General features: G+C 39.0%; 11 protein-coding genes. 6 read left to right on the plus strand and 5 right to left on the minus strand.

The genetic code is table 11. The features are described 5' to 3' along the window. Nucleotides 1–8 precede the first annotated feature (8 nt). Together CHB66_RS05940 and CHB66_RS05945 are read right to left on the minus strand one after the other, a co-directional pair. Nucleotides 9–3,167: an AsmA-like C-terminal region-containing protein gene (locus CHB66_RS05940; RefSeq protein ID WP_089238970.1), complete on the minus strand. Its 3,159-nt coding sequence runs from the start codon at nt 3,165–3,167 to the stop codon at nt 9–11. Between the two features lie 157 nt (nt 3,168–3,324). Continuing rightward, nucleotides 3,325–4,416 carry a 6-phosphofructokinase gene (locus CHB66_RS05945; RefSeq protein WP_089238972.1) on the minus strand — a complete coding sequence of 364 codons (1,092 nt, stop codon included), beginning with the start codon at nt 4,414–4,416 and terminating at the stop codon, nt 3,325–3,327. A gap of 94 nt (nt 4,417–4,510) precedes the next feature. On the opposite strand from CHB66_RS05945, the gene CHB66_RS05950 reads away from it, so the two are divergent. Continuing rightward, nucleotides 4,511–6,610 carry a M28 family peptidase gene (locus CHB66_RS05950; RefSeq protein WP_089238974.1) on the plus strand — a complete coding sequence of 700 codons (2,100 nt, stop codon included), beginning with the start codon at nt 4,511–4,513 and terminating at the stop codon, nt 6,608–6,610. A gap of 93 nt (nt 6,611–6,703) precedes the next feature. On the opposite strand, the gene CHB66_RS05955 is transcribed toward CHB66_RS05950, so the two are convergent. Continuing rightward, nucleotides 6,704–7,750 (minus strand): sensor histidine kinase, encoded by a 1,047-nt coding sequence (locus CHB66_RS05955; RefSeq protein ID WP_089238976.1) that lies wholly within the window; start codon nt 7,748–7,750, stop codon nt 6,704–6,706. Between the two features lie 201 nt (nt 7,751–7,951). Here CHB66_RS05955 and nrfH point away from each other — a divergent pair, with 201 nt between their 5' ends. Genes nrfH through CHB66_RS17255 form a run of 5 tightly spaced genes read left to right on the plus strand, consistent with a single transcriptional unit; the run spans nt 7,952 to nt 14,578 of the window. Then, entirely contained in the window at nt 7,952–8,590 is a 639-nt protein-coding gene (gene nrfH / locus CHB66_RS05960) for a cytochrome c nitrite reductase small subunit (protein ID WP_089238978.1), read from the plus strand. Between the two features lie 19 nt (nt 8,591–8,609). Continuing rightward, nucleotides 8,610–10,100, plus strand: a complete 1,491-nt coding sequence (gene nrfA / locus CHB66_RS05965; RefSeq protein WP_089238980.1) for an ammonia-forming cytochrome c nitrite reductase — start codon at nt 8,610–8,612, stop codon at nt 10,098–10,100. A 19-nt stretch (nt 10,101–10,119) separates the two neighbouring features. Next, entirely contained in the window at nt 10,120–11,439 is a 1,320-nt protein-coding gene (locus tag CHB66_RS05970; RefSeq protein ID WP_170932442.1) for a hypothetical protein, read from the plus strand. Nucleotides 11,440–11,443: 4 nt separating this feature from the next. After that, on the plus strand, nt 11,444–14,053 hold the full coding sequence (locus CHB66_RS05975; protein WP_317045585.1) for a cytochrome c biogenesis protein: 2,610 nt from the start codon (nt 11,444–11,446) through the stop codon (nt 14,051–14,053). Nucleotides 14,054–14,065: 12 nt separating this feature from the next. Next, nucleotides 14,066–14,578 carry a cytochrome c biogenesis protein gene (locus CHB66_RS17255; RefSeq protein WP_317045586.1) on the plus strand — a complete coding sequence of 171 codons (513 nt, stop codon included), beginning with the start codon at nt 14,066–14,068 and terminating at the stop codon, nt 14,576–14,578. Nucleotides 14,579–14,681: 103 nt separating this feature from the next. Here the strand turns inward: CHB66_RS17255 and CHB66_RS05980 are convergent, their stop codons facing one another. Together CHB66_RS05980 and CHB66_RS05985 are read right to left on the minus strand one after the other, a co-directional pair. After that, on the minus strand, nt 14,682–16,493 hold the full coding sequence (locus CHB66_RS05980) for a hypothetical protein (protein ID WP_170932443.1): 1,812 nt from the start codon (nt 16,491–16,493) through the stop codon (nt 14,682–14,684). Between the two features lie 99 nt (nt 16,494–16,592). Next, nucleotides 16,593–17,756, minus strand: coding sequence for a THUMP domain-containing class I SAM-dependent RNA methyltransferase (locus CHB66_RS05985; RefSeq protein ID WP_089238982.1), 1,164 nt, complete (start codon nt 17,754–17,756; stop codon nt 16,593–16,595). Nucleotides 17,757–17,774 lie beyond the last annotated feature (18 nt).

A 17,774-nucleotide genomic window follows, 5' to 3' on the forward strand; every position in this document is an offset into this window, starting at 1 on the left:
TTTATCTTTTATCTATCCCTCCTAAGCGCAATTTTATAATCATCAGGAGTTCCTTTCATATTGATATTGACAAATCGTACTCTACGGTCCTGATCTCTGTAGACGATGGCATCCTCTTGATCAGGATCAACTTCATTTTTGTTTTTCCCTCCAAACAAAGCCCTAAAACCTACCTGCGTTACCATCGCTAAAGGCACGCGAATAAAATAGTCCATGTTCAAATCTAAACTTTGCTTACCTGACAATTCTATAAAACCAAGACTAGAATTGATATTCATTTTTGGAATATTGAGTACACCTCCTTTTAGTTCAAAGGTATTGCTTAGGGTATCAAAACGGACATTCCTGAGATTTCTGTCACCAAAATAACTAGCCATGGCATCCAATGGAGCGAAATTCACCAGACTACCTTGGTAAACAGTCAAATCCATCAATGCCTCAGATTTATCAATTATCGGAGTCAAATCTGGATAGACAAGAAATTTACTTTTTATAGTGCCACTCACTAGTCCATGAAGATTTTCATTGATCAAATAATCTTGTCCAAAATTTTCAAACTTAAATAAAAGCTTATCCAAGTCTAACTTATCTGCTTTCATCTCGCTATGGAAGTAAATCTTCTCTGGATTAGAACCATTGAAGTATCCTTGAATGCCCAAGGTTCCATTTGCAGCTCTCAAGCCAAGCGTATCTACATACAATAAATGGTTTTCGGTTGTTCTAGCATTTGCTTTCACATCTTCGAGCCAGAAAGTATGGTAATTGACCCTCCCTAAATCTGCGCTAAAGTCCATTTCCGAAAATGGCAATTGGAAAATATTAAAAGAATCCTGATGATTGGTCTCTTTGTCTAAGCCCTCAAACCCCATCAATGCATCCAAGTCCAAGACTTTACTTCTGAGTCTGAAATAATTCCTTTTTTTATTTTGAACAGTTAAAGAATCCTTTATTCCGGTAAAATAACCAAGATCAATAGCAAAATCGGAAATCCCCATTTTACCACCAAAATTATCCATGGTCAGAAAGTTATTTTCATAATGTATCCTCCCCTTGAAATCCTGGAGTTTCAGTGGGTGGATTTTCATTTTTCCATCCAAATCTTCTAAATAAAAATCTGCTGACTGAAACACATCCTGATAATGCAAATCCAATTTACCTTTCAGATTCAGGTCAGTAATCACCTCTCTACTGTAGTCCTCTGGAAGATAGTTCACTCCTTGATAAGTTAAGAGGTCATTTAATTGCAATTGTCTTGATACAAAATCAAATTCAAAGCTTGAGTCTCCATGTTTGACTTCTTCAAACCATTTTCTGTAGTTCTGGACTTTCCCAGTAAATAAGAAATCTGAGTCATCTATTTCACCTTTAAAATCAATAATTTCTAGGTGATTTTCATGGATGAAGATATCCGCGTGAAAATCATGAAAACTATGCGGGTAGTGTTTTAGCCTGGCATAAAAATCATCCACAAAAAATTCTCCTTTAGGAAGGTATTCAAAATTCATCAGCTCTTTGCCCGTTGTTTCAAAAGCCATTTTTACCTGAAAATCAGATATTTCTTCCTGCTTTGTTAAACTATCACTTGGTGTAGGAATCAATTCTGCTAAAAAGATTTTTTTTGATTTGGATTCAAAATTGACTTTTAAAGGTGAATTTGTCTGATGAAGAACCGTACTTATATCATTCAAGTCTCCAGCAAAAAAGAAATCAGAATTCCCTATCTTAAAGGATAAATTATCCAAAACAACTTTGCCTTTACGCATATAGGCATAAGCATTCGCGTTCTTGACTGGTAAATCATAACCAGGGATATCTAAAGATAGGTTTTTTAAGAATAGCTCACTTTGCAAAGTACTTTCAACTCCTGAAATAGAAGTTGGTGGCAAGTCCAAGTCTATCAATTCATCAAAATCCATATCTAATACCACTTGGCCTTGTATCCCTCTCAGCCCCTCAATTTCAAAAAAGTCTCCCAAAAACTCAAGATCCAAATCTGCATTAAGGTTGATTTTTATATAAGGATCTTCAAAATTCTTAATAGTCATCCTCCCTTGAAAAATACCCTCGTCAGGCCTTGCGTGAAAATGTTGTAATTGTATTTCTGAAGTTTTTAAACTCCTTTCCGGTCCATTGGTGAAAAATCCAGAAAATCTCAATTCATCCACTTTTTTCTGAATAGTTGGATTCAAAAAATAAGCATTGTCAGCTCCAAATTCCACTGCAATAGCTGGGGTTTCTCCTGCTCCTGCTATTCCTTTAATAGAACCAATGAAGAATACTTCTCCTTCATTTTTGTATCGCTTCAATGCATCTCCTGCTTCACTAGGTAAAAAAGCTGCGAAAATATTGAAGTCTGGTTTTTCTCCATTGAACTTGATATCCATATCCAAACCCTCTTCCAATATTAAAACATCACCTGAGACAGCTAGAAGCGCCTCTTCAAGTTTAACTTTAGATGGGGATATTTTCAGGTTTTGCTGATTTTTCAAATAATCTAAGTTCAAGTCTAGTGCCAGGTGCTTATTGACAAAAAATGTGTTCTCACCATCTTGATCCAAATCAAATACCAAATCTGAAATCAAATTTAGTAAGATATGATCATCATCTATCTTAAGTGATGTATTGAGATTAGCAATGTTAAAAACCAAATCCTGACCATTACTCAAATTTGAAAACTTGATATCGAAGTTTATCAGTTCAACGCCAGCCAATTCAAAAGCAAAGCTTTCATCTTCCTCAGTTTCCTTTTCTTCATTACCGATTCCCTTGGCCAACAATAAGTTGATTTGTCCATCTTCATACTGAACTACATCAAGGTGGCCATTTGATATCTTGAGCTTCTTGACCGAATACCTGCCATTCAAAATATCCCAAAGGCTGAACCCCAAATAAAAATCATTGGCCTCATAAATAGGCTTTGTATCCATTGCTTTGGTTTCGAAAAACTTGACTCCTTGCAAATCAATAGAGATATAAGGAAAATTGGCAAATGGAGAAATATGAGAGTCTTCAATTGTCAATACCCCCACAAACTCCTCGTTAATTTTTGCTATTGCACTTTGAGTTAGTTCTTTTTGTTTGCTGTAAACTACCCAAATAGAACTCGCGAAAATTAAAATAGGAATTAATAAAAACAGGGATATATACAGTAATCTTTTATTCTTCATTGATAGTAGCTTTAAAGCTTTGATCTACAAAATTAATTTATTTGAAAAACTTATGTCAATGATTATGCCTCAATATTCATTTCTTTCATCTTTTGTCTTGACTCTAGGACCTTTTGCCTAAAGTCTAGTATCTCAAAACTTATTTCCAACACACCACTCAATCCCCAAAAGACATCCCCATGGCTTTAGCTGCTTTGACCAAGAAGCCATTTGGGTCTACAAAATTATAATCCTTTACCGCTTCCTCTAAGCTGACAGCTGTATAGTCATTGTTTTTAAATGAAACCATCTGTCCAAACCTCTGCTCTTGAACTAATTCAAAAGCCTTCACTCCAAACATCGTAGCCAATACTCGATCATAAGCCATCGGTGTCCCTCCTCTTTGAATATGTCCCAAAACTGTCTCTCTAATTTCAGGCTTGCAACCTGCTGCCTTGAGTTCATGTGAAAGCTGAAATGCTACTCCTCCTAGCCTCAAATGCTCGGAAACAGTTTCTCGTGCAGAGCCTACTACTTCACCTCCTCTAGACTTGGCTCCTTCTGCAATGACAATATTGACAAAACCTCTCCCCTTTTCATATCGACTGTCTATTTTAGCTTTGACCTTGTTGATATCATAAGGGATCTCAGGTATTAGGCAAACTTCAGCACCTCCTGCTATAGCAGTATGTAACGCAATCCAGCCAGCATCTCTGCCCATCACCTCCATGATCATCACGCGATGATGACTTTCTGCGGTGGTGACCAACTTATCAAAACTATCTGTAGCGATCTGAACGGCTGTCTGAAAACCAAAAGTCGTATCTGTCGCCGAGAGATCATTATCTATGGTCTTTGGTAAGCCAATGATTGGTACACCAAGTTTAAAAAGTGCATTCGAGATTTTTTGAGAGCCATCTCCACCAATATTGATCACTGCATCAAAGCCTAATGATTTGATTTTTTCAGCAAGGGCCTCGGTACGGTCTTCAAATACTATATCCCCATTTTCATCTTGAACCGGGAATTGCAATGGGTTTCCCTTATTGGTTGTCTTTAGAATAGTTCCACCTTTTACATGAATACCTCCAACATTGGATTTCTTTAACTTGATTATAAAAGGTGGTTCGGCCATCACACCATTAAATGCCTCAATACTTCCATATACTTCCCATTCTTTAGTTTTTTTTGCAGCTTTGAAGATTCCTCTGATGACAGCATTAAGCCCCGGACAATCTCCTCCTCCAGTGCAAACAAGTAATTTTTTCATTTCCCCAAAATTTAATTTCTCCGATTAAAGAATAATTGCTTTAATATAAAGATAGCTTGGATATATTTGTTTTCAGACGATCAATTAAAATTTTATGAAGATTCATCGATTAATCATCCCAATTCTTGGCCTATTTCTATACCAAACCACAGTCGCTCAGCGGCTAGATGGTTTCCAATCTAATGCAATCAATAAGCAATTAGAATTAGAAAAAACTTTCTTGGATAAAGTTGATTTTGGAAGGTTCAAGACGCATTTGACAGCGATCACATCAGAGCCTCATCCAGCAGGTTCTGAGGCAAACGAAAGAGTCAAAGACTATTTGGTCAAAATCATGCAGCAAGGAGGCTGGGAGGTTAAGGTTCACCCCTATGATGTTTATCTTTCTAAAGAACCAGGGGAATCACTCGTAGAAATCGTAAGGCCATTTAGAATGCCTCTCAATCAACAGGAAAATTTTGTTGCAGAGGATCCATATGCTGATCATCCAGCGCTATGGAAAGGTTGGAACGCTTTCTCTGGCAGTGGGGATGTCACCGCAGAAATCGTCTACGCCAACTACGGCACCAAAGCTGATTTTGACAAACTCAATGAATTGGGTATTGATGTAAAGGGAAAAATAGTCCTTGCAAGATATGGAGGAAACTTCAGAGGTTTCAAGGCCAAATTCGCAGAAGCGGCAGGTGCTGCTGGACTTTTGATCTATACAGACCCAGGAGATTCAGGCTATATGCGTGGATTGACCTATCCTGATGGCATTTTTTACAATGAGACCTCCATTCAAAGAGGGTCTTTACTCACCGTCGATTGGACAGGAGATGCCTTGACACCATTTGAACCAGCATTGCCTTTGGATAGCAAGGAGAAAATCAAAAGACTCAACCCAGAGGAAGTAGGCTTACATACCATTCCAGTGACCCCTATTCCTTATGGTTCGGCCAAGGAAATCATGTCTCTAATGAAAGGTCAAGCCGTGCCTACTGGCTGGCAAGGAGGCCTTCCATTCACTTATAGGCTAGAAGGTGGAAAGGAGCTAAAAGTCCGCGTTAAGGTTGATCAAAAACGAGAGTTTGTCCGTGCTAATAATGTAGTAGGTACACTTAAAGGAAGTAGTAAGCCTGACGAATGGGTCATCTTGGGTTGTCATTATGATGCTTGGTCTTTTGGCTCTACCGATCCAAACAGTGGTACGTCCATGCTACTGGCATTGAGTGAAACATTGGGTAAATTAGCCAAAGAAGGTCAACGGCCTGAAAGATCCATTTTGATTGCACATTGGGATGCGGAAGAGCATGGAGTCATTGGATCTACAGAATGGGTGGAGCAATTCAGAGAAGAACTTGGAGCAAAAGCAGTCGCTTACATCAACTTAGACGCAGCAGTGTCAGGCCGAAACTTCGGTGCTTCCTCATCCCCTACTTTAAAAAAGATCATCATGGAATCGGCTAAGGCAGTTAGTTTCCCTGATTCTTCCAAAACAGTCTTTGAAGTTTGGGCCAGAAACCAATCAGAGCCTAGCATAGGTAATCTAGGTGGAGGCTCTGACCATATCGCTTTCTATATGCATGCTGGTATTCCTTCGATGAGTGGTGGTGCAAGTGGTCCTACACTTTATCATACCAATTATGACAACCTGCATTTTTACGAAAAATTTGCAGATCCAAGCTTCAAAATGGGTGGAGCAGTAGAACAGCTTGTGGGTATAATCAGTCTGCGATTGGCCAATGCTGACATTATTCCATATCAAGTCAGTCGCTATGCAAAAGACCTTGAGGGACATTTCAGTGGGGCTGTCAATCAAATCAGAAGATTTGAAAAAGATTTTGGGGGATTTATGAAATCCCTTGAAGCAATCAGCAGCCTAAAAGAAAGTGCTGAAAATTTTGACAAGCAGCTGGCGGAGAAACTAGAAAGTGGAACATTCGATTCAAAAAAAGCTAAAGCTATCAATCAAGATCTATTATCATTGGAAAAATCTTTTATCGACCCAAAGGGCATGTATTTTGGAAATTGGTACAGGTCACTTTACGCTTCAAATGATCCTTTTAGTGGCTATGCATCTTGGATTCTACCAGGCATACAATACGAAATCGAGCTTAAATCTACAACAAGGTTACAAGAATGGGACGATCGTTATGCTGAAGCTATCAACGATTTGAAAAAGAAGGTTGATATTTTGATAGAGAAATTTTGATATAAAAAGGCGTTGATTTTTTCAACGCCTTTTTACTTTGGTAAAGTAAAATAGAAGGTACTTCCTTTTCCTACTTCTGATTCCAGCCAGATCCTAATTCAAAGGAAATTCAACTTCAAATAGGGCTCCTTGATCCTTACCATCACTATGCGCTTTTATTTTAGCTCGATGACGTTCTGCAATTTTTCGACTGATGTAGAGTCCAAGACCAGTGGATTTTTCACCTTGAGTACCCGCTTGACGATATGTGGTGAATTTTTGGAAAAATTGATCCTTAAACTTAGGATCAAAACCTATTCCATCATCTTTTACCTGTAATGAAAAACTATCATTTTTCACCACTCCCTTAATACTGATGACTCCATCCTTTCTGCTAAATTTGACGGCATTAGAAAGAAGATTGAAGATCAACTGTCTGATTAAATCTCTCTCTATTGGAACTAAACTTCCCTCTTGGATATCAAGTTTAATTTGCAAAGACTTCTCAACAGATTTTTCTTGCAGATCACTAATGATCCCTTTAATCAATCCTTCCATATCAGTTGAATTTAATTTAGGAGGTAACTCTGGAGAGCGCTCTTGCAGCAAGACCAAAAGGCTTTCCATCAAGCCTAGTTGATCCTCCATTTCCAATGCAAGTTTAGCTGCTAATTCTATTGCAATTTCGTGACCAGACTGCTCCCTCATAAGTTCAAAAACACCTTTGGCTTTGATCAAAGGTGCTCTAAAGTCATGGGATAAAAGATAAATCAAATCATCTTTTTGCTCTATCAATTCCTCTGTTTTTTGAATTGTCTTTTCCATGCTATTTAATAATCTGACTAGCTCATCATCTCCTTCTATGCTTATTTTGGGCACTTCTCGGTCTTGGATATATTGTAACAATGCTCGATCTGCCTGCTGAATGGGTTTGATCAAGTAATTCAAAATGAAAAGAGTAACAACGGTACCAATTAATGTGAAGCCTAATACTATCCAAAATATAGTCAAGTTGTCAAGTTGATTTGGTAAGACCAAAAGAAATATGGATAAGCCGATCAATGGTATATGAATGCCCAAAAATGTGATCACAAAAAACTTCAATGCATAGCTTTTTTTCACCCCCGGTAAACTGTAGAATTTTTTTAATACCTGATTCATATGTGTTGGTTTTTATTTTAATTCAACAACAACTTACAACTCTTTTCTCTATTTTTTTTGAAATTACCCAAACTAAATTCTAACTATTCAGAACTTTCTTCATTTATTTTATTTTTTGTAACTTTAGTCACATTCCTGATTTTCATCATATTTTAATTAGGAATGTCCATATAACTTTGAACAACAAACTCAGCCAACACTATGTCGAAATTTCAAAGTTTCAAAAGGTTTCTTTTTAAGTATAGCTTAGTCCCTCCTAAAAAATGGAGACCATATGCAATTGTTCTTGTAGCTACTTTTTTCGGTCTTGGTATTTATGTTTTTAAGCTAAGCAATGCAGTTTCTTACTTATCAGATGACCCTCAGGCATGTGTCAATTGCCATATCATGACGCCACAATATATCACGTGGACACATAGCTCCCACAGAGAAGTTGCCCATTGCAATGATTGCCATGTGCCTCATGACAATGTCTTTAATAAATACTTTTTTAAGGCTAAAGATGGTTTATATCATGCATCCATATTTACAATTAGAGCAGAACCTGAAGTAATTAAGGCATTAGCCCCATCGATCGCAGTCATACAAAGCAATTGCATCAGATGCCATGAACCACAAGTGACAGATGCTAAAATGGCCTCCTTTGTAGAAGATCATTATGCAAAGCGCACAGACAGGATATGCTGGGAATGCCATCGAGAGGTACCACATGGTCGAACCAAAAGCCTCTCTGCCGTTGGCCATCAAATAGAACCCATTAAAGCACACGCTCCTACTGACCTCAGCATCGTTCCAAAATGGTTGAAAGAATCAATGGACGCCAAAGAAGATAAAAAGTGAAATAATAAATACTAAACTTATGAAAAACTGGATCCTTTTTGGCCTCACAGCCATCGCCGTATTTTTATTAGCCATGTTGGCTTATACCATTATGGATAGGAAAACCGAAGCGAGATTTGCTTATCAAACTAAGGTGAGTTTGGAAGGTATTGAGCCGAGAGATTCCATCTGGGGACTCAATTATCCTAGGCAATACCAATCCTACATGAAAACGCAAGACACCACATTCAGTAGCTTGTATAATACTTCGGCATTGAGAAGTGTCTTGGATGATCAGCCTGAACTGGTGATCTTATGGGCTGGATACGCTTTTAGTAAGGATTACAATCAACCTCGAGGACATGCTTACGCTGTCACTGATGTTCAAAATACACTAAGAATTGGGTCTCCCATGCAAGCAGGTGATGGTGTAATGCCTAGTACTTGCTGGACTTGTAAGAGTCCCGATGTACCAAGATTGATGAGTGAGCTTGGCGTCACTGAGTACTACAGTCAGAAGCTATCCGATTTTGGATCAGAAGTAATCAACCCCATAGGCTGTGCGGATTGCCACAATCCTGAAACAATGAACCTAACCATTACTAGACCCGCCTTGATAGAAGCATTCGAAGCGATGGGCAAAGACATCAACCAAGCTTCTCATCAAGAAATGCGCTCCCTGGTCTGTGCGCAGTGTCATGTGGAATATTATTTTGACAAAACAAAGGCTGGAAAAGAGAATGCACAATACCTGACTTTTCCATGGAAAGATGGCATGGATGTAGAATCTGTTGAGGCTTACTTTGATAATATTGATTTTGCCGATTGGATACACCCGCTCTCCAAAGCCAGAATGCTCAAAGCACAGCATCCAGATTATGAACTTTTTACACTTGGTGTTCACGCAAAGAGAGGAGTATCATGTGCTGACTGTCATATGCCGTACAAAACAGAAGGTGGACAGAAATTTACAGACCACCACATTGGCTCTCCTTTGAGCAATGTTGAAAACTCCTGTTTTGTATGTCACAGAGAAAAAGAATCAGATTTGTTGACTGATGTCTATGACAGACAGAGAAAGATCAAAGAAGGTACTTCTAAACTCCAGAAACTGCTGGCAATGGCACATATAGAAACAGCAAAAGCTTGGGAATTAGGGGCTACAGAAGCACAAATGAAAGATATTTTAATGGGAATACGCCATTCGCAATGGCGTTGGGATTATGCAGTAGCATCACATGGCGCTGCATTCCATGCACCACTAGAAACTAGCAGAATCGTCACCTCTGCTACTGGTATTGCTCAAGAGACTAGAATAAAGCTCGCTAGATTACTAGCAGACCTTGGTCACAACAAACCTGTCGATATGCCTGCTTTCGACAAAAAGACACTTCAAACCTACATAGGTTTAGATATCCCAGCAGAAAAAGCCGCAAAAGAAACATTTCTTGACCAAGTAGTACCTCAATGGATCAAGGATGGAAAAGCCAGAGAATCAAAAAAAGAAGTAAACATTATCAGTAGCAGATAAAAGCTCAATTCCCAGCATTATGAACAAGTTGTTGATTTTTGGATGGGCCATTTTTGTGGCCCTTTCTTTTAAACCGGTACATGCACAATTCAACCTAGATGGACAGCTGCTACAAAGAGCCGAATTCAGGAATGGGTTCAATAGGCCTATACTTGAATCTGAAGTTCCAGCCAAATTTATAGCACACCGAGCTAGGCTTCAAGCCAGCTATAAAATGGAGAATATTTCCTTTTATATGTCTATTCAAGACATCAGAACATGGGGAAATACACCTCAAATCAAAGCAACTGATAATTTCTTGTCAGTTCACGAAGCTTGGTTAGAAACAAGGATTGCCGAAAACTGGCTGATCAAACTAGGTAGGCAAGAACTGAACTACGATAATTTCAGATTTCTTGGTAACCTTGACTGGGCACTTCAGGCTAGAGCGCACGATTTTGCACTTGTCAAACACGAGAAAAATGACATGAAATTACATTTTGGGGGTGGCTATAATCAGAGTGAGCAAAGATTGGCTGGCGTATTCTACGACATGAACAACAATTACAAAGCAGCCCAGATGATCCGCTATGAAAATAAATTAGGTCAATTTAATTTTTCATTGCTCTTCTGGAATGACGGACGTCAATTTGTTGTGAGAAATTCTGCTGGTACGATCATCAGCGAAGGTATCAATTACAGACAAACAATAGGTCTTCCAACAATCAAGTATCAAACAGGCAATACAACAGTCAACGGTTTTTATTATCACCAAATAGGTATAGATAATTTTGGAAGAAATGTCAATGCTTTTGACCTGTCTGCACAAATCACCCAACAAATAAATATTGATCAGGTTGCTGGCAAAAAACTACGACTGGTAGCTGGCTTTGAAATACTCAGTGGCACGCCCAATAATGTCAATACAGAAAATAGTTCCTTCTCCCCACTCTATGGCACCAATCACCTTTTTAATGGATACATGGATTTGTTCTATGTGGGAGGAGCACATGAAAATAATGTTGGCTTACAGGATTATTACCTTAAAGGAAGGTATGATTTCAATCCCAAATTCTTTATCCAAGCTGATGTACATCAATTCTTATCGCAAGCTGAAGTATTTGATCAAGATGGATTGAATACTTTAGATCAGAACTTAGGAACCGAACTTGATTTCTCTTTTGGTTATATCTTCAATTCAGCAATTTCGCTTCAGGGAGGATATTCACAGTTATTTTACAGCGATACTTTTGCAAGCTTACAAAACAGGGGCAATTTGAAAGACACTCAAAACTGGGCTTATTTGATGTTGATTTTTAGGCCAACAATGAAAAATCGATTTATTGGAATTTTACTCTAAATATATGAAATTTTTGAAAATTCTCTTTTCAACCAAAATTAGTTTAATTCTCTTATTAGCTTTTGCCATTTCCATGGCTGTGGCTACATTCATAGAAAATGACCATGGGATTCCTGTTGCTTGGAAGTTGGTCTATGATGCTTGGTGGTTTGAGGTCATTATGATATGGTTAGCTTTCAATTTTATAGCCCACATTGGAAAATACAAACTATTACATGCCAATCGGTGGCCTGTAGGGCTGTTTCACCTAGCTTTTGTGATCATTTTGCTAGGGGCTGGAGTGACTAGGTATTTGAGTGTAGATGGAGTGATGCATATCAGACAAGGTGCATCCGAATATTCATTTTATACTAGCACAGACTATTTACAAGTTCGGCAAACCCAAACCAATCAGGGGCTCAAATTTGAAAAACCTGTCAGTATCATCCCACATCAATTCAAGCCAGAAACCCATTGGGTAGATTTTGGTCAAGACCGCTTTCAGATCAATATCAAAGAGTACATCAAAGCTGGTGTAGAGTCTTATGTAGATGGAACAGAGACATTCATCGACATAGCTGTTGCCATGGGTGCAGGCAGAGAGGATTTTATTTTGAGTGAAGGCAATGAAGTAGCATTAGGAGAGCTAGTTTTGGGAACTTCTAAAAATTCATCAAGTCCTATACGCATCTTCAAAGAGGATAGTCTCTGGATGATTCTTTCAGATGTGCATTTACAAATTATGGAAATGAGCACCCAAAAAATCGGGGTCATGCACGAGGGCGAAAGTAGTCAATTACAGCTTAGGTCTCTTTACCAATGGAATGGTGGAGCTTTTATGGTCAAATCTATCATCGAAGATGCTGCAATTGTCTATCAACCAGAAACTGACGAAAAACTCGCCAAAAACATGCTAGATGTCGTCAATATTGAGATTCTTGATGAAGCAGGAAAATTGGTCTCGCAAGCTTATATCAGAAATGTCAGTTTTAACCCTAAATGGCACCCATTTACACATAATGGACAAAATTACACGCTTACTTTTGGTCCAAAGAATATCAAGCTCCCCTTCGAACTCTATTTGAATGCTTTTGAGCTGGAAAGGTACCCCGGTAGCCAAAGCCCTGCTTCTTACGCTAGTGAAGTCATGGTCAGGTCTGATGGTGAGGAGTTCCCCTATAGGATATTTATGAACAATGTACTAGATCACAAAGGCTTCAGATTCTATCAATCCTCCTATGACAATGATGAAAGGGGTACTATCCTTTCGGTCAATCAAGATCGCCCTGGAACATACATCACCTACTTAGGCTATACTTTATTGAGTATAGGTATGCTTTTAACACTTTTTGCCAAAGGCAGTAGATTTCAGCTTTTGAACAAAAAATTAGGTAGCTTACGTAGGAAAGCTGCAGCTACAGCTACCGTCTTTTTGTTGTTTTTATCGGGATTATTTGCGCAGGAAGTGCCTATGCTAGATCCTAGGCAATCTTTGGTTCCTAAGGAAATTGCTGATGACTATGGGAAGCTGATTGTCCAAGACCTAGATGGAAGGATGAAGCCTCTCAACACCCTAGCAAATGAAATCATCCGTAAACTCAGTGGTAAATCAAAAATTGAAGTTCCAAGCCCTGACGGAGCAATTAACTTTTCTTCTGAGCAGTTTGTATTAGCCATTCAATTAGATCCAGTGACTTTTAGTCATCTGCCTTTAATCAAAATTGATCAGAAAAAATCAAAATTAGCTTTTCAAGCACTTGGGATAGAACCTACCGATCAGTTGAGCTTCAGAGAGTTTTTAGATGAAGATGGTAACTACTTACTCCAAGAATTGGTAGAAGCTAGCAATAGATTGAAGCCTGCGGAAAGAAATGAAGCGGACAAGGAACTTCTCAAAACAGACGAAAGATTCAATATTTTCTATGCATTATTGACGGGAGATTTTCTGAGATTATTCCCAAATAAACTAGACCGAAACAACACGTGGTTTACAAGTCAACAATGGACCCAGGGCTTCGATGAAGATGATGCTGTATTTGTCAAAAATATCACTACACTCTACTTAGCGGCATTGGAAAAGGGTATCCAAACGGGCAATTGGGAAGATGCTAATGAAACACTCTCTTACATTCACCTCTACCAGCAAAAAGCAGGAAGCGAGGTCTATCCAAACAAAAATGAAATCAAAGGAGAATTACTTTACAATAAGCTAAATCTAGGCACGAAACTCTTTGGTCCCTTTTGGCTTCTGGGTATATTGATGCTAGTTTTAGGTATTCTGATGCTCTTCAAATCCAGTCAATGGATTGATAGACTTTGGAATTTGGGTAAAGTATTGACTTGGATTGGCTTTTTATTATTCACCTTCCATCTAGCCCTTCGCTGGTATATAGCCAAACACCCACCATGGTCTGATGGATTCGAAATGATGGTTTTCGTCGCATGGGGAGTTCTCCTATTTGGGATGATATTCTCGAGCAAATCTCAATTCACCATCCCCCTTTCACTACTTTTTTCAGGTACATTGCTTTTTGTAGGTTTTCTTGATTGGCTGAATCCTGAGATTACCAACTTGATGCCTGTTCTCCACTCTTATTGGCTCAAAATACACGTCGCGATCATTGTCAGTGGCTAAGCGCCACTTGCTTTGTCAGCTATCATTGCCTTGCTTAGCTTACTTTTGATCATCTTCAAGCCAGCAAACCCCAAAGCAAAATGGTGGTTGAGCCTTCAAGAATTGAACATTGTGAATGAAATGTCCATCACTATAGGCTTGTTTCTCCTCACCGTGGGAACTTTCTTAGGTGGGGTCTGGGCAAATGAAAGTTGGGGTCGCTACTGGGCTTGGGACCCCAAGGAAACTTGGGCCTTGATCTCAGTGATTGTCTATGCCATAGTCCTCCACTTGAGGTTAATACCTTCCATGAAGAAGAGCTTAATTTATAATCTAGCCAGCCTATGGGCCTTCAGTTCGATTATCATGACCTCCTTTGGGGTGAATTATTACCTCTCTGGACTTCACTCCTATGCTGCAGGTGATCCTGTCCCTATACCTATCTGGGTGTATTGGGCTGTGGCTTTGCTTTTATTCATTTCCACCATTGCGATATGGCGCTATCAAAAAATGGATCAAACCCAATTGAAAAAATTGATGGTTTAAAAAAAAAGACCTGGCAGGTTTTCGAAACCTGCCAGGTCTTTTATTGTCAAATTCATGCTTTTCAATATTTTTAATTTCTGCCCTAGATAAGAATTTCGATCAATCAAGAGTAAGCTGGAACTGCCAATTCTTCCAACTCTCGGAGCGCCTTTTGAAACTGGCTATGCATCTTCGAGACCATTTCATCCGCATCTAATGATATCTCTTCCAATTGATTTATATAGTAGCCAATTCCTTGTCTTAGGTTTTCCTTAAACTTGCTGACATAATTTTCAAATTTGGTAGGCTTTTCAAGCAGTGAATTTTCTAATTCTTCTTTGAGGTAATCTATGTAAAGTTGCAATTCCTTGACAAACATATGCGGGCGATGTGAGTCATGCATGATGGTAAGTTTACCATAGATATGACCAATCATTTCTTTCAAGCTAAAAACTCCTGAGAAATATGCCAAATTAGGCCCTGGGCAAATGGTCGTCGCTGTCAGGTTTCTCGCAGGAGTGACCCCATTGGTCATTAAAGCTGGCGCACCCAAACCTTCACAAAGACAATCTTTAGCCAATACATTCTCAGCCTGTTTATCAAATTCCTGTGGATCTGAAAATCGGTCTTTCATAGCCTTGATTTTCAAATTCAAATACTGCCTTGATGCTGTACATATGGGTTTTTCGGTGAATTCTGTATTGAAAGAAAGAAACTTCTTGTAGCAAGGACTGCCCGCTCTATCTTTCTCTATGCGCTTTTTTCTCTGATTTTCAGAGCTACTCGTTCTCAGATTATTAAATCTGACTCCCAGTGGGGAGGCATGACTTAAATAGTAATCTGATTTCTTAGCCTGAATCAATTTTTGTAGGGTGTCTTCGTCTACATTGGTGGCTTCTGGAACCATCAAGAATGGACTCCCCCAGCCTGTGCCGTCTAACTGGTAATGTTGCCTCAGAAACTTATCTTCCTGCGCCGTTCCTATCCCTCCCTGCACAGTGATCAAAAGCTTTTCATCTGAAAGTAAAAGTGGTTTACCCTTTGCCAAAAGCGCTTGGTTGCATGCCTCTAGCAAGGTTTGTTGAAGTGTTTTCCTGTTTTGTTTGAATTCTTCCAATATTGGCCCAAGCAGAATGCCATCAGTTGCAAAGGCATGTCCCCCACAATTGAGTCCTGATTCTATGCGGAATTCAGATACCCAAAGCCCTTTCTTAGCCAGAAACTTGCCCTGAATCAAAGCCGACCTATAATCGCTGACTTTTAAAATTATTCTTTTTTCAAGGTTTCCTGTCTGATCTGGAAAAAAAGCATCAAATTGCTCTGCATAGCCATAAAGGGCTGGATTCATTCCAGCTGAGAATACCACTGACGCATTCAATTTACTCTGAGCAAAACCTCTCAAAGCGGATAATGCATCAGAAAATTCTCTTGGTAATTCATTCCCCTTTTCATCATAATTGAGCTTATCCACTTTGGTCATGATGTTGACATCGATTTTTCCAGCTTGGATATAGCTTCTCAACTGACTTTCTATCAATACTCGTGCACTACCACCTAAAGTAAGCATCAGGTTGTACAGCTTTTTGACCGGATGCAGTTCATCTAACAATTCAAAATAGGTATCTATTTCTTGCCCTTTTTCAAAAACTTGCTTTTTGATTTTGTCCAGCTGTAAATTGACTTGATCATGGAGGAAATCTAGATAAGCAGTGATTCTTTTAGCTCTACTATCTGCTACTTTTGATTCTATAGGTAAATAGGGCACGCCAAGCAGTCGCGATTTCACGCGACGCATATCTTCCAAAAGAGCATCATCCATGATAGACACTACAGAAGAAATTCCAAATTGAGTAACTTTGAGGGGTGTTTCTAGGGTATAACCCAATCCCATCACTGGAATGTGAAAACTGTGAGGTTTGATGTTTTGAATAATCATACGCGGTTGGTCAATGAATAAAGCTCAAAAATACCGCTACCCTTTCCTAACAAACCTCACAATGCTCAGCTTAAACCCTGATTTAAATCAGGAATAATTTTATTCGGATTTCTTGCCTTTGTACAATTCGAATTTTAATAGCCTACAATCAATGGTTCCATTGTAGAATTCTATTCTGCGCGATGGTCTTAAGCCAACTCGTTTTCCAAGCCCTAGATTACCAGTGAAAATGTAGCCGGTGTAACCTGCACAACGCTGCTTCATAAAATCTCCTAATCGCTTGTAGGTATCTGCTAGCTCATCTTCTTCACCAAGCCTTTCACCATATTCAGGATTGAACATGATGACTCCAGAGTCAGATTCAGGTATCGTACAAGCCTCAAAATCACATGTCTCGTAACTGATGAGCTCCTCCACTCCGGCGGTTCCAGCATTTTCTCTTGTAAATAGTACTGCTTGCTCAGATATATCAGAAGCAATTATTTCCAAGTTTTCAGGCTGCATGATTTTCCTTTCCAATTGCTGCTTCATCTCTTGGAATACCTCCTCTTCATAGCCAATAAAGTGCTGAAAGGAATAATGATCTCTGTAAAGCCCTGGGTATCTATTGGTAGCCATCAAAGCCGCTTCTATGGCTAAAGTTCCTGACCCACACATTGGATTGATAAAGGGAGATTTCCTGTCCCAATCAGAAGCATAAATAGTTGCTGCTGCTAGGGCTTCTAGCATAGGCGCTTTACCAGGAATCTTCCTGTATCCGTGTTTGGCCAAAGTCTCACCTGAAGTATTGATATATAATGTGGCTTGTGTTTCTTTCCAAAAAAGCTGAAATACAGCTCCATCATAATTAGATCCAGTATCGGGTCTGATACCTGTATTTTCTCTAAATCTATCGACTATGGCATCCTTCACCCTTACATTCACAAAGAGTGGATTGTCCACGCTGTCATTTTCCACATGTGAATTGACTGAAAAATAGGTAGTCTCGGTGATGTACTGCTCCCACGACAAGGCTTTCACTCTTCGATAAATATCATCAGCATGGTGCAGATAAAAAGACTTGATTTCGAAAAGTACATGACTGGCCACCCTCAAATGAAGGTTGAGGGTCATACATTCATTCATAGAAGCATACAACTCTATGTAAGTTCTATTGATGTTTTTAGGTTTAAAACCCAGTTCTCTGAGCTCCTGCTCTACATATGGAGCAAAACGATCTTTAAAAGTAACGACTACTTTGCCTTTTTGATGGAAATCTAACATGGGGCAAAAGTAAGTATT

Source organism: Belliella buryatensis, from assembly GCF_900188245.1.
Taxonomy (GTDB): domain Bacteria; phylum Bacteroidota; class Bacteroidia; order Cytophagales; family Cyclobacteriaceae; genus Belliella; species Belliella buryatensis.

Coding starts and splice junctions, on each gene's coding strand:
- CHB66_RS05980 (WP_170932443.1), bottom strand. CDS start 16,493: ATGATTATTCAAAACATCAAACCTCACAGTTTTCACATTCCAGTGATG.
- CHB66_RS05950 (WP_089238974.1), top strand. CDS start 4,511: ATGAAGATTCATCGATTAATCATCCCAATTCTTGGCCTATTTCTATAC.
- nrfA (WP_089238980.1), top strand. CDS start 8,610: ATGAAAAACTGGATCCTTTTTGGCCTCACAGCCATCGCCGTATTTTTA.
- nrfH (WP_089238978.1), top strand. CDS start 7,952: ATGTCGAAATTTCAAAGTTTCAAAAGGTTTCTTTTTAAGTATAGCTTA.
- CHB66_RS05945 (WP_089238972.1), bottom strand. CDS start 4,416: ATGAAAAAATTACTTGTTTGCACTGGAGGAGGAGATTGTCCGGGGCTT.
- CHB66_RS05955 (WP_089238976.1), bottom strand. CDS start 7,750: ATGAATCAGGTATTAAAAAAATTCTACAGTTTACCGGGGGTGAAAAAA.
- CHB66_RS05985 (WP_089238982.1), bottom strand. CDS start 17,756: ATGTTAGATTTCCATCAAAAAGGCAAAGTAGTCGTTACTTTTAAAGAT.
- CHB66_RS05940 (WP_089238970.1), bottom strand. CDS start 3,167: ATGAAGAATAAAAGATTACTGTATATATCCCTGTTTTTATTAATTCCT.
- CHB66_RS05975 (WP_317045585.1), top strand. CDS start 11,444: ATGAAATTTTTGAAAATTCTCTTTTCAACCAAAATTAGTTTAATTCTC.
- CHB66_RS05970 (WP_170932442.1), top strand. CDS start 10,120: ATGAACAAGTTGTTGATTTTTGGATGGGCCATTTTTGTGGCCCTTTCT.